Here is a 12,751-nt window from a genome sequence, read left to right as displayed (position 1 = left end):
CGTTACGTCAGCGTGTCATAAAACTCTTTAAAAATCGTTTCCGTCTCTTCAACAAAACGATTTCCGTAGTTCTCATTTCCTTCAATTGAGTGAAGCAAAGAAAGCAATTCTTCTGTAAAGTTCACTAATTCTAATGTGATTGTCCCGTCCGTCAAAAAAACAGGTGCCAGGTTCAAAGAGATCGAGCTGAGCGCCTTCCAATCCTTGTGATCGAAATGTAGATACATATAGTGGTCTCCAGCTTCTACTAAGTACACAAAACTCATACGATCTGTATCGGTTATCATACGGCCTGACGCCGTCATAGAAGACTCTAATCCAGCAGTTGTTACCGTCCATTTAGATTCTTCATGAATAAAAGCTACAACATCTAGTGTTTGCAAAATCAACACCCTTTCTACTGGCTATAGGCTTATTTTAGCACACTCTTTGAAACAAGCGGTATAATGGGAATAAGAGGTGATTGAATGGATATTCATACCGAGATTGAATTTAAATCCATGCTTACGAAAGAAGAATATAAGCGCATACTTGATGCCTTTCCATTTACAACATATCGTCAGAAAAACGAATACCTAGACACTGTTGATCATCAATTCAGTCAGCAAAAAAAAGGGTGTCGAATTCGAACGAAAAACAGTAATTTTGAACTGACCATTAAAACTCCCATTTCACAAGATGAAACAGAAGAACGGAATTGGAGTTTAACGGCAGAGCAGTATAAGCAGTTTCTACTGACACGAGATTTGTCTTACATAGATCCTCTTTTCTCTCAACCCTTACTAACTATAGGAACTGTAGTGACAGTTCGGAGCGAGGGGTCATACAAGAGCGGTGTCCTCATGGTGGACCACTCGATTTATGAGTTTCACGAAGATTATGAGGTCGAATTCGAAGTGACAGATTCGAGACTAGGAAGAGAAGAATTTGAGAGTTTTTTACATGAATTCGAACTTCCTTACCGGCCCGCCGAGAAAAAATTAGTTCGTATGAAAACATCAGGTAAACACTAGGAAACAAGTCCCAGATGTGTCTATCATTTGAGAAATAACTAGTAGGTTGGTAGAATAGACAGACAGTATTAAAAAAGGAGTTTCAACTATGACGCACAAACCGATACTTCCCTATGACCAAATTGGGGCTGAAAAATTGTCTCAACTCATTGATGTTTTTTATGGATATGTCGGTCAACATCCGTTACTGAAACCCATATTCCCGGACGATTTAACTGAGACAGCCCGCAAACAAAAACAATTTATGACCCAGTATCTTGGAGGACCTGATCTATATACTGAAGAACATGGACACCCGATGATGCGCATGCGTCATAATCCTTTCCCTATCACTCCAGAACGAGCAGAAGCATGGCTTGCTTGTATGCATCAAGCAATGGATGATGTGGGCTTAGAAGGTCCGTTTCGTGACCAGTATTACAAACGACTTGTGTTAACTGCACATCATATGGTCAATACACCAAGCGATAAGGAGGATGTGCTGTGACAAAATCTCAGCCAGATTTCGAGCAAATGTCTACAGCTTGTACGACTAGACCGCTTGAAATTTATGCATTTCTCGATCCTTTGTGCCCGGATTCCTGGCGTTTCCAAATGACATTGAAGCGTTTACAACTCGATTATGGTCATTACTTCACTCTTCGTGTGATTTTGAGCACGAATGTTTCTCAATTAAATAGTGGTACTATCACTCAGTGCTCTGCTCCGGTACAAGCAGATCAACCTATTATGGAAATTGAGCACCCTGTCTTGCCAAGTATCGCTGTAAAAGCAGCTGAGTTTCAAGGGAAGCGAGTAGCCAATCGCTTCTTATCTAACTTACAGGAAGCCTATTTTGTGTACCGACAAAATGTTAATTCTTTAACCACTCTAAAAGGAATCGCACAAGATTCTGCAATCGATGTGAAAGAATTTCTGCAAGATATTCGGTCAAAGGAATGTGCAAAGTCGTTTCAAAGTGACCTATCTATATCTTGTGAGATGGAAATCGATCAGTTCCCTTCCATCGTGTTCTTCAGTGGCAATATCGAAGACGAAGGCATTAAAATCTCTGGCACTTATTCGTATGAAATTTATGAACATGTACTTTCTGAAATGCTCGGCGAGTCGCTAGAAAAACAAGCACCGCCAGAAGTGGAATTTTTATTGGACCATTTCACATCCCTTTCTTCTAAAGAGATTGCGATGTATTACAATATGCATGAAAAGCAAGTTGAATATGAAATGAAAAAGAAGTACCTACAACGAGAAGTTGATCGTGTTGTAGTTGGTGGTATTACAAAGTGGAAATCATTGAAGTAAATACAAAAAGAAAAAGACCTTGTTCAACCTACCGTTGACAAGGTCTTTTTCACTTACAAAGGGGATGGGAGAAATGTTCACGTTAAACAAAGGGGTGTATGTTTTATGTGAATTATTTCACATCCTTAATTTATCATGGTTGTCCGTACATTTCAATCGATGTGAATCTCTTTTCACAATTTCGTCAAAATGAAAACCCTTTCTTAACGAAAGGGCTCTCTTTTTACTGCTGTGCAAGTAAATTTTCTAATTCTGTAAGCTTTTCATCAAACACTTGGCAAGCTTCTTCAATTGCCTTAGCACTTGTCATATCGACACCTGCAGCTTTTAAAACTTCAATTGGATAATCAGATGAACCTGCTTTTAAGAAGTTATTGATATAACGGTCTACAGCAGGTTGTCCTTCTTCTAAAATCTGTTTGCTAAGCGCTGTCGCTGCACTTAGGCCCGTAGCGTACTGGTATACATAATAATTGTAGTAGAAGTGTGGAATACGTGCCCATTCTAGGCCGATTTCTTCATCTATCACCATATCTTCCCCAAAATATTTTTTATTCAATGCATAATACTCTTCTGTCAATTTTTCAGCAGTTAACGGAACGCCTTGTTGGTCAAGCTCATGGATCAAATGCTCAAACTCGGCAAACATTGTTTGACGGAAGATAGTTCCTCGGAATCCTTCTAACCAGTGGTTTAATAAGTAAATCTTTTTCTTCGGATCATCGATTGTTTTTAATAAATGGTCGTTTAAAAGAGCTTCATTTGTTGTAGATGCAACTTCTGCAACAAAGATTGAGTAATCTCCGTAAACGAATGGCTGAGTCGTACGTGAGTAGTAACTATGCATACTGTGCCCAAATTCGTGCGCCAGTGTGAACAAGTTGTTGACATTGTTTTGCCAGTTCATCAAGATGTATGGATTTGTGCCATAAGATCCTGAAGAATATGCACCTGAGCGCTTCCCTTTTGTTTCTTCTACATCCACCCAGCGATCTTCTAAGCCTTTTTTCACTGTATTCACGTAATCTTGCCCTAAAGGAGCAAAGCTATCTACCATCGTCTGTGCTGCTTCTTCATACGTATATTCCATATCTACTTCTTTTACTAATGGTGCAAATAAATCATACATATGAAGCTCATCAAGACCCATCACTTGCTTGCGTAGCTTAACGTAGCGATGCAATAAATGGACATTGTTGTTGATAGTAGAAACTAAGTTGTCATAGACTTCTTCAGGAATATGATTGCTCGCCATAGCTGCAGCACGTGCATTTGGATAGTTACGGATAGCGGCTTGAACATTGTCGCCTTTTACATTTCCAGATAAGATGGCAGCAAATGTGTTTTTGAATTGCCCAAATGTACTGTACATCGCTTTAAACGCATCTTCTCGTACACGACGGTCTTTGCTCTCTAGGAAGCGAATGTAGCGACCATGGGTCAGTTGAACTTCTTCCCCGTTCTCATCTTTAATTTTTGGGAATTCAAGGTCTGCATTATTCAAGTTACCGAAAATATTCGCAGGTGCACTTGATACTTCCGCAAACTTTGAGACAAGTTCTTCTTGTTCTTTAGAAAGAACATGCGGACGTTGCTTTGAAATTTCATCTAAAAGTTGACGGTACAGTTGTAAATCTTTGTTTTCTTGTAAATAGCTATCCACTTGTTCAGAAGATAGTTCGAGTAATTCAGGAATAAAGTATGATAAAGCAGTAGACGCTTTCACATAAAGAGACTTAATACGGCTCTCCATGGCCTGATACGTGTTGTTTGCTGTGTCTTCATCATGACGCATATGTGCATACGTATAAAGAATCTGAAGTCGTTTAGATAGTTCATCACGGAACGAAAGCGCTTCAAACAAACGATCGGCTCCCTGATTCAACGTTCCTTGGTAGTCTCCTGCGCGTTCAGTGAGAGCGGTCACTTCTGCTAGTTCCGCTTCCCATGCTTCATTTGATGCAAAGATGTCTTCAAGCTTCCATGTTTTTTCAACTGGAACGTCTTGTCTTGTGAAAACTTTTGATTCTGCCATTTCATTTCCTCCTTTAGATACTTGTATATTTTCTCAATGTTTCGAAGGTTTTGCAAGTAACTGAAAGCGATACCAAGTTTCCATATAAAGTTTACTTGAATTCGATTTGTAAAACGGCTTTTCAGGTAGCTGGTGTAGTTTTAAAAAATCGTAATAGGTAGCAATCACTCGAATAGTATCTTGAGATTGAACAGCTCTATTAGGAAGACTTAACAGAAACAATTCAATTGTTTGCTCTCTTGATAAAGGTTCTGTTGATTGCGATCGTGTCACCAAATAGTTGACAAGTTTGAACTGCCATATAAACTCGCAGCCTAAGTCATGTGATTCGACAACTGGCAGACCAATGTATTTAGGAAGTGTATGCTCTGTCTTCTTCCACTTTTTCACTAAAAAGTGAAAAGGACGATCTTTTGATTGGAAGTAAGTAAACAAATTTTTCTTTCTTCGGTCGTACTGTTCCTGCATAACTTTACTTACAGCTTGTGAATCTGGTAGACAATGAACAGGTTGTTGAAGTATAAAAGTACCGGAATCAAGCTTTAGTTGAATCGGCTCTACCACATAGTAACCCTCATTAAGAGTATGTTGAAGAATCATCATCGTTACACTTTGTGTCTCTGCGTTTAAAAACGTGAGAGTTTGTACTAAATTTTTGTGGGTGTAGAGACAAGACTGTAAGAACTTAGATAACTTCACTATTGCTAGCGTCTTTTGCTCACTAGGTAAAAATTGTGGGTGCAGTAACCAGCGAACATCATAAGCACATTGCCTATAACCTTCTGTTCTGCTGATTACTTCAGATGCGGAAATTGCAGAACATTGGTATTCGACCACTAAAGATAGTTCCCCACTTAGACATACATCTGCTCGTTGTTTGATGGAAGGAAAATAATATTCTAGATGGACTTGTTGAAAGTAGTTAGAGAGTAAATCATAGAGGAGTTGCTTGCCAGCAAGGTGCTGCTGTGTCTCTTTTGGGGATAATGAATTTGAAGGGCATGAAGAGTGGTGAGCAAAATGTGGAAGTTTGTAGGTCCCTTTTCTTAGAATTAGAAGGGCATTGCAATCGGGACAATAATAACCTGATCGCGGCAATTGCTGAATCTCCTTCCAGTTAAGAGCTGGTAGGTGAAGCAAGTCTCCTGAAGCTGTTTTCGCTGTGAACATAAATCCTCTCCTTTACTAAATAATTAATTCAACTATAGCATAAAGAGAATCGCAGAAAGAAAAAAAACCCTCCAAATGGAGGGTTAGAAGTAACGCGTCAGTTGTTTAAATACTGCTTTATCCATTACAACGGTACCATATTCTTCGAGGACATGTATGGTCTTAGAAGATAGCGTACCGTATTCTGCGATAATGCTTTCAAGATTGGTTTTATACTCTTCAACATAAGCATCTTCATCAAAGTCTAATGATAGGTAGTAGTGATTACCATAGTGGAAAAGTTTTGTAGCTACTAGTTCATCCTGTAAACGTTTTGCAAGTGGAATCAAATGCTCAAAATCATTGAATTCATAAACTACAGTTCCATTTGAAGCTAAATGTTCCATGTCTTCTAAGAACTCATCTTGATCAAATAAGTTCTCTGACTCTCCCATTAATTTAGCTAATGGAGCCGGATAATCCGTTGGTTTGCCATCTTGAGACACTTCAGGTTTTGTGACGACTACTTCAATACCTTTTTCTACGGCATGTACTTGAATCCATAATGGACCTTCAAAATCGAATGGATTGATTTCTTCTACTTCGTCCATCATTTCCCAGAATAGCTGTTCACTTTTTTCTCTACTGAACCAAATTTCGTCTGGGTTGAATCCTCGTTCTTCAATGTCGATGTATGAAATGTAAATTTTCAAAGTAGTATCATTTATTCTCTCGTAATTCATTCTACACATCTCCTCTCTGATTCAACCACATGTCACTTGTGTTATATCTATTGTATGATGAACAGTCCGGAATTGAAAGTGTTCGAACTCATAGGTGCAAAGAAGGAGTTGATTGACTAAGCAATCAACTCCTTACTTATAAATTAGTTCACCATACGCTGTGCTTCTAGTAATTGGTATGCTCGTACCTTACGAGGAAGGAAGCGACGGATCTCATCTTCATTATAGCCAACTTGTAAACGCTTCTCATCAATGATAATCGGACGGCGCAATAAGCCTGGATGATCTTTGATCAATTCATACAGTCTTTGTAGTGGCAGACTGTCGAGGTCTACATTTAATTTTTGGAAAATTTTCGAACGAGTAGAGATAATCTCATCGGTACCATCTTCAGTCATTCGTAGAATCTCCTTAATCTCAGCTATAGTTAAAGGTTCGGAGAAAATATTGCGCTCTGTATATGGAATTTCATGTTCCTCCAACCATGCTTTCGCTTTACGGCATGAAGTACAGCTTGGAGAAGTATAGAGGGTCACCATCATTCGATTACACGCCCTTTCAGAAATTTATAAGTGTGTTTCATTCTTTAAATTAGAATAACTCTAAATTACAACTCTATAGCAACAGTATACATCAATTTTCTTTGATTTTAAACCCTAAATTTAAATTAATTTTATGTACTACAGGGGGCTTACTTTCAGTAGAGTTGTAGTCTTACTTTACCCTTTTCAAGGAAGAATTAAACCAGATTCTCTGTAGTTTCACTAAAACAAATTCTCATTTAAAAGGACACCAATGAAAAAAACTGTTCTATATTTAGTAGTACGTATTAGTAACACAAAAGGTTGCATAAATTTAAAAAAAAGAGAAAGAAAGTTCTTTCTCTTAACTAGTTAAGGTGTATAATCTACATTCTGTGTATACGAATTGCCAGCATTCCAAAGTAAATACTCCGTAATTCCTGCTTCATTTAAAGCTCGGATCTGATCTTCTACTTCTTTCTTGCCATAAACTTTATAATTACCAGCACCAAGATAAGAAGCAGTAAAATCTTGCAGCCAAGGTCTTGAAGTAGGCGCTTTATCACCCAATTTTTTAAGTGTTGCATTTTCAACCTTAGCATATTCTTGTACTAAGCGATAAGGTTCTAGATCGGGTTTGGCGATTCCAAAATAAGATGTCCAATGACTTGGATAAATCATAGAAGAAATGACATCCACATTCGATGAAATTTTCGAGAAGTTCTGTCCAATGCCTGGAGCTTCTGGGAGTGTCGCAGAATATCCAAAGATATCAACTGAAACTTCCACATCATAAGGCTCTAATTGTTCTCTGGCATAAGCAACAAAATCGGTTACCGCAGACACCCGTTTTTGCACCTCATCAACAGTAGCTTCCGAGTAGTCACCCTGAGAGTACTTTAAAGTATCGGAACGATTTTCAAACCCTTCTGGGAACCGTACATAATCAAATTGGATTTCTTTAAATCCTAACTTGGCAGCTTCAATTGCAATTTGGACATTGTAATCCCATACTTCCTTCATGAATGGGTTAACAAATGCTTCGCCTCTTCTATTCTTCCAAACCGTTGAACCTTCCTGGAAGGACCATTCTGGCTTTCTTTCTGCAAGTTCAGTGTCTTTAAATACGACTACACGTGCAATCGGATAAATTTGTTTTTCTTCCATCGTTTCTAAAACAGAGCGCATATCTTTTACAAGAGGTTGCCCAATATTATATTGTGCTAACGCACTGTCTTCTTTCGGTATATACGTTAAATTGCCAAAATCATCTTTTACATCGATCACCATAGCATTTAAGTCAGTAGAGTCTATAAGGTCAACAAGTTTAGAGAAACGGTCTCCTCCAGCAGAATGCCCGGTGACATAAATCCCACGCACTGCGTCAGGGTACTCAAATGTAAGCCCTGATGAGAAACGGAATAACTTTGATGAAGTTAGCGATTCCTCATCAATTGTGGAATATGTAAATTCTTTACTTGTAAATTGTTGTAGTTCTATTTCTTCTGCAGTAACGTTAGTCGTTTGCATAGATAGTAGTAAAGCCGTGGCAGTTGCAGTGATTAAAGCGCGTCTCAGTTGCATATGTACATCCCCTTTTCTATGTTAAGTGTACCAATTGTTGACTGCTGTGAAAAGACTGAAAATATTGCTTGTTGTAATGAAATGAGCTATAATTTTTCAAAAGTACATGCCGTGATGAAGAATAGTAGGTAAGGGTAAGAAGTGAAGAGAGACTGTGGATGGTGCAAACAGTTCTTCTACCTTAGTGAATGGACTTCTGAGCAGATCGTCGAAACTAGTAGATGCATCCGGGTAGTCCCGTTACAGGCTTCAAAGTGACCGATCTAATTTAGAACGGTAATTTGGGTGGTACCGCGGATTCAAGCATCATTCGTCCCTTATTCAAGGGATAGATGATGCTTTTATTTGTTTATAGAGGAGAGAATCAGAATGAAGCGTATTTTTTCAGGAGTACAACCGACCGGAACAGTAACATTAGGAAATTACATAGGGGCCTTCCGGCAATTTGTAGAATTACAAGAAACTTATGATTGTATTTTTTGTGTAGTCGATCAACATGCTATTACTGTTCAGCAAGATCCGAAAGAATTGCGAGAAAATATTCGCTCGTTAGCAGCTCTGTACTTAGCTGTAGGATTGGATCCAGAGAAAGTAACATTGTTCATCCAATCAGAAGTGCCTGCGCACGCACAAGCAGGCTGGATTATGCAGTGTATTTCAAGTATCGGAGAGCTAGAGCGCATGACCCAATTTAAAGATAAGTCCTCTGGAAAAGAAGCGGTATCAGCGTCCTTATTGACGTACCCGCCTCTAATGGCTGCTGACATACTTTTATATCAAACAGACATTGTGCCTGTAGGAGATGACCAGAAGCAACATATTGAGCTGACACGTGACCTTGCAGAACGCTTTAATAAGCGCTATAAGAATGTACTTAAGATTCCGGAGATCCAACTTCCAAAACATGGTGCTCGTATTAAGTCACTGCAAGAACCAACGAAGAAAATGAGTAAATCCGATGACAATCAAAAAGCAACGATTCGTTTACTCGATACTCCAAAACAGATCGAGAAAAAAATCAAGAGTGCTGTTACGGACTCTGAAGGGAAAGTTTATTTTGACCCAGATAATAAACCGGGTGTCTCTAACCTTTTAGTAATTGAGGCATCGATTCGTGGCGTTTCAGTGGATGAAGTAGTCGATAAATATAAAGACAGTCAATACGGTAACTTTAAAGCTGGTGTCGCAGAAGTTGTGATTAATCATCTTCTTCCTATTCAACAACGCTATCAAGAGCTCATTGATTCTTCTGAGCTAGATGCGATATTAGATCGAGGTGCGGAGAAAGCCAATGCCATGGCAAAAGCTACTTTGACGAAGATGGAGAGCGCGATGGGCTTAGGCAGAAAGAGATAGATCCCATTAACAAAATACAAAAACAAAGCAGCTTGAACTCGGTGGATCGAAATATCATCGAGAATACAAGCTGCTTTTCCCATCCAATGGTCATATAATTAGTTGCTAATAATAGCTCAGCTGTAAAAAAATAGCTAAAAAATAACTCATTACAAACAAGACAAACCAGATAGAGGTCCCTCCTATTTTGTATTTTATGAAAAAAAAACTCCTACAGACGAATCTGTAGGAGTTTTCACTGCATTATTTTACTGGAGCGTCAGCAGTTAATTCAACATCGATATAATCGAATTCTGTATCATAACCGAAATCCCAGTTCTTAACGCGATCGTTTACTGGCATTAACTCATAACGGAACTGCATTGGGATAACTGGAGATACTTCCGCCATGTATTGTTGCCACTCACGGAATTTATCAGCGCGGAACTCAGCATCAAGTGCCTCTTCAGAGTCGATAGCTTGTAGTAAGCCTTCTAGCTCATCAGAAGAGTAACGGCTGAAGTTGTAAACAGCTGTTTCAGAGTATAGACCTGATGGAGATGGGTTTGTACCTGTACCCCATGCACCCATGAAGATGTCGATTTCTGGATCGTCAGCTTGTACTTTGTCGTAGAATGAGTTGAACTCGATTAAACGACCAGTTACTAGTTGAACATCAAGACCTACATCTTTCCAGTTTTGCTGGTAGTATGCAATAGATTCTTGTTGTGCAGTGTCGCCATCCATAGCTGCTAACATGATTTGAAGCTTTTCACCGTTTTTATCTTCACGTAGACCGTCGCCATCTGTATCTTCATAACCAGCGTCATCTAAGATTTTGTTAGCCATATCTGGATCATAGCTATATCCTTCAAGTGATGGATCGTGGAATGAAGCAAATACTGGTGGAATTAGAGAATTCGCACGCTCACGTAGACCGAAGTAGAACGTTTCAGAAACTTGCTCAATGTCTAATGCGTAACCCATAGCTTTACGAAGCTCAACGTCACCCATTTTAGAACCTTCAATATCCGTTTCAACTAGACCAGTGTCATAGTTGTATTTACCAAGTTTGAATCCAAGGTAAGAGTAGTACAATTCTTGACGACCAAGAAGAGTAATGTTTTCTAGATCTTTAACATTTTCATAAGAAGCTGTTGGGAATGACAAAGCGATATCGTATTCTCCTGTTTCCATTGCTTTTGCAGCAGAAGCAGTAGGTACTGTTTCGATGACAACGCCATCAAGTTTCGCTTGACCTTTCCAGTAGTTTTCGTTACGTACTAGTGATACAGACTCACCAGGTACGATTTTGTCGAATTTGAATGCACCAAGTGTAACTGGATTCACACGAACTGCATCAGACTCTAAAAGCTCAGCAACAGGAATGTCTTTTAAGATGTGGCTTGGCTCAGCAGAAGACCATAGGCCGTCTCCACCTGAGTAGATTGCTGGTGATACTTTGTTGAATGTGATTTCAACAGTTTTATCGTCGATCTTTTTGATACCAGAGATTGTGTCTGCCTTACCATCGTGGTACTCAACAGCACCTACGATGTTTTGGAAATCAGCATCGTAACGTACACCAGCGTAATCTGGGTGACCGATGATTAGGTAAGGTTGGATGATGTCTTCAGCTTTTAAAGGCTCTCCATCAGACCATTTGTAATCGCCATTGATAGTGATTGTAGCTGTTTTAGCTTCGCCATCAACTTCCAAAGAAGCGATACCGTCGTTTGTTAATAGGAAGTCACCATCTGTATCGAAGATGATGTTGCTTGCAAATGCCATGATTTCTTCATCGTAAGCATCTTCATAAAGAACGTAAGAGAAGATCCCTTGGAATGGAGAATCATTCACTAGTGCAGCTTGAAGAGTTCCGCCTTCGATAGCGTCACCTTCGTTTTCAACTACTGTTGGAAAAAGTTCTTCAGAAGCAGTTTCGCCTTCGCCTTCTCCTTCTCCTTCACCTGAACCTGCTTCAGTTTCAGAGCCAGTTTCGCCGCCTTCTTGGCCAGCTTCTTCTTCGTTGTTACATGCTGCTAAGAACAACATGAACGCCATTAGCAAAGCCAATAAAGCTAAAAGCTTCTTGTTCATTCGTTTTCCTCCTTTTTATACTCTCTTTTTATATCAAACGGTATCCGTTTAATATCAACCTAAGCGCTGACGCGCATCTGCCGAACGGCGAATTGCCTGTCCAACATAGTTGATTGCAAGCATTAATAATAAAATTAATAATGAAGCTGGCAACCAGTTCCACCAAGCATTCTCTAAAATGAACGGATCGTTAGCATAAGCTACTAGCGTTCCAAGAGAAGGTGTTGATTGTGGTAATCCAAATCCTAGGTAAGAAAGACCTGTTTCCAACCCAACGTTTCCTGCAAAGTTTAGCGTCATTTCTACAATTAGAATGGACGAAAGGTTTGGCATCATTTCTTTGAAGATGATAACCGCATCGCTTGTTCCCATTGTTTTAGAGGCGTTGATATAATCGCGGCGACTCTCAGAAAGAGCTTTACTTCGCACTAGACGCGCTGTTCCTACCCATAAGAATACACTCATGATGAGAACAAAAGTTACTACTGTATATTTTGGTACGATAGAGATGAAAACGATAATGATCATCAAAGAAGGAATCGTGATAAAGAAATCAATGATTCGCATGAAGATGTTATCAATCCATCCACCGAAATATCCTGTAATTAATCCAATTGCGATACCGATAATTCCTGTAATCAAAGTTACAGAGATGGCAATTGTGATAGAGTTGCGAGCTCCAATGATAAGTTGTCCGAGAATGTCTCGACCACCTTTATCTGCACCTAACCAATACGTTTCACTTGGTGGGGCCATTTGATCTCGAAGACTAATTTTCATAAGTTCTGTTTGATCAATCATGAACGACCAAACATAAATTCCACCAATCAAGACAATTAAGAAGATTAATGAAAACATTGCTAATTTATCTTTTACAAACTCTCGCGCGATAACCTGAATACCGGTTGGCGGCGAGGCTGCTGGTGTTTTTTTCTCTACGTCAACAGTTTGCTTTTCAGCCATTTTCGA

12 protein-coding genes and 1 other annotated feature are annotated in these 12,751 nt (G+C 39.2%); of the genes, 4 read left to right on the top strand and 8 right to left on the bottom strand.

The window, feature by feature from the left end; translation table 11 throughout:
- Positions 1-2: 2 nt before the first annotated feature.
- A complete protein-coding gene (locus tag CF394_RS01490; RefSeq protein WP_094941497.1) occupies positions 3-383 on the bottom strand; it encodes a UPF0738 family protein in 381 nt (126 codons plus the stop codon).
- Between the two features lie 84 nt (positions 384-467).
- Between CF394_RS01490 and CF394_RS01485 the strand changes: the two genes are divergently transcribed.
- From CF394_RS01485 to CF394_RS01475, 3 genes are all read left to right on the top strand, one after another.
- Entirely contained in the window at positions 468-1,013 is a 546-nt protein-coding gene (locus CF394_RS01485; protein ID WP_094941496.1) for a CYTH domain-containing protein, read from the top strand.
- 88 nt (positions 1,014-1,101) lie between these two features.
- Positions 1,102-1,500 (top strand): globin domain-containing protein, encoded by a 399-nt coding sequence (locus CF394_RS01480; RefSeq protein WP_094941495.1) that lies wholly within the window; start codon positions 1,102-1,104, stop codon positions 1,498-1,500.
- The gene (locus CF394_RS01475) at positions 1,497-2,315 is read left to right on the top strand and encodes a DsbA family protein (protein WP_243370611.1); all 819 of its coding nucleotides are present in this window, start codon (positions 1,497-1,499) and stop codon (positions 2,313-2,315) included. Before CF394_RS01480 ends, CF394_RS01475 begins: the two co-directional genes overlap by 4 nt.
- A gap of 223 nt (positions 2,316-2,538) precedes the next feature.
- Here CF394_RS01475 and pepF read toward each other — a convergent pair whose 3' ends face one another.
- The 5 genes from pepF to CF394_RS01450 all read right to left on the bottom strand — a co-directional run bounded on the left by pepF (position 2,539) and on the right by CF394_RS01450 (position 8,347).
- Positions 2,539-4,350: an oligoendopeptidase F gene (gene pepF / locus CF394_RS01470; protein WP_094941494.1), complete on the bottom strand. Its 1,812-nt coding sequence runs from the start codon at positions 4,348-4,350 to the stop codon at positions 2,539-2,541.
- A 33-nt stretch (positions 4,351-4,383) separates the two neighbouring features.
- A complete protein-coding gene (locus CF394_RS01465; RefSeq protein ID WP_094941493.1) occupies positions 4,384-5,520 on the bottom strand; it encodes a competence protein CoiA in 1,137 nt (378 codons plus the stop codon).
- An 83-nt stretch (positions 5,521-5,603) separates the two neighbouring features.
- Complete coding sequence (gene mecA / locus CF394_RS01460; protein WP_094941492.1) at positions 5,604-6,242, bottom strand: adaptor protein MecA; 639 nt, start codon at positions 6,240-6,242, stop codon at positions 5,604-5,606.
- Between the two features lie 143 nt (positions 6,243-6,385).
- On the bottom strand, positions 6,386-6,781 hold the full coding sequence (gene spxA, locus CF394_RS01455) for a transcriptional regulator SpxA (RefSeq protein ID WP_133079788.1): 396 nt from the start codon (positions 6,779-6,781) through the stop codon (positions 6,386-6,388).
- A gap of 354 nt (positions 6,782-7,135) precedes the next feature.
- Positions 7,136-8,347 (bottom strand): putative glycoside hydrolase, encoded by a 1,212-nt coding sequence (locus CF394_RS01450; protein WP_094941490.1) that lies wholly within the window; start codon positions 8,345-8,347, stop codon positions 7,136-7,138.
- 102 nt (positions 8,348-8,449) lie between these two features.
- Positions 8,450-8,668 (top strand) — a binding site (T-box leader).
- 48 nt (positions 8,669-8,716) lie between these two features.
- Between CF394_RS01450 and trpS the strand changes: the two genes are divergently transcribed.
- On the top strand, positions 8,717-9,703 hold the full coding sequence (trpS, locus tag CF394_RS01445) for a tryptophan--tRNA ligase (protein ID WP_094941489.1): 987 nt from the start codon (positions 8,717-8,719) through the stop codon (positions 9,701-9,703).
- Positions 9,704-9,946: 243 nt separating this feature from the next.
- Here trpS and CF394_RS01440 read toward each other — a convergent pair whose 3' ends face one another.
- Both CF394_RS01440 and CF394_RS01435 read right to left on the bottom strand, forming a co-directional pair.
- Complete coding sequence (locus CF394_RS01440) at positions 9,947-11,782, bottom strand: oligopeptide ABC transporter substrate-binding protein (protein ID WP_094941488.1); 1,836 nt, start codon at positions 11,780-11,782, stop codon at positions 9,947-9,949.
- 54 nt (positions 11,783-11,836) lie between these two features.
- Positions 11,837-12,745, bottom strand: coding sequence for an ABC transporter permease (locus CF394_RS01435; RefSeq protein ID WP_094941487.1), 909 nt, complete (start codon positions 12,743-12,745; stop codon positions 11,837-11,839).
- Positions 12,746-12,751 lie beyond the last annotated feature (6 nt).

Origin of the sequence: Tetzosporium hominis (genome assembly GCF_002265435.1) — a bacterium.
GTDB classification, from domain to species: domain Bacteria; phylum Bacillota; class Bacilli; order Bacillales_A; family Planococcaceae; genus Chryseomicrobium; species Chryseomicrobium hominis.
The sequence above is the reverse complement of the archived record's forward strand: the minus strand, read 5'-3'. Positions and strand labels throughout refer to the sequence as shown.

Bases quoted from the DNA above. Each gene is read 5' to 3' on its own strand.
- pepF (WP_094941494.1), bottom strand. From the start codon at position 4,350: ATGGCAGAATCAAAAGTTTTCACAAGACAAGACGTTCCAGTTGAAAAA.
- CF394_RS01465 (WP_094941493.1), bottom strand. From the start codon at position 5,520: ATGTTCACAGCGAAAACAGCTTCAGGAGACTTGCTTCACCTACCAGCT.
- trpS (WP_094941489.1), top strand. From the start codon at position 8,717: ATGAAGCGTATTTTTTCAGGAGTACAACCGACCGGAACAGTAACATTA.
- CF394_RS01450 (WP_094941490.1), bottom strand. From the start codon at position 8,347: ATGCAACTGAGACGCGCTTTAATCACTGCAACTGCCACGGCTTTACTA.
- CF394_RS01480 (WP_094941495.1), top strand. From the start codon at position 1,102: ATGACGCACAAACCGATACTTCCCTATGACCAAATTGGGGCTGAAAAA.
- spxA (WP_133079788.1), bottom strand. From the start codon at position 6,781: ATGGTGACCCTCTATACTTCTCCAAGCTGTACTTCATGCCGTAAAGCG.
- CF394_RS01485 (WP_094941496.1), top strand. From the start codon at position 468: ATGGATATTCATACCGAGATTGAATTTAAATCCATGCTTACGAAAGAA.
- CF394_RS01435 (WP_094941487.1), bottom strand. From the start codon at position 12,745: ATGGCTGAAAAGCAAACTGTTGACGTAGAGAAAAAAACACCAGCAGCC.
- mecA (WP_094941492.1), bottom strand. From the start codon at position 6,242: ATGAATTACGAGAGAATAAATGATACTACTTTGAAAATTTACATTTCA.
- CF394_RS01440 (WP_094941488.1), bottom strand. From the start codon at position 11,782: ATGAACAAGAAGCTTTTAGCTTTATTGGCTTTGCTAATGGCGTTCATG.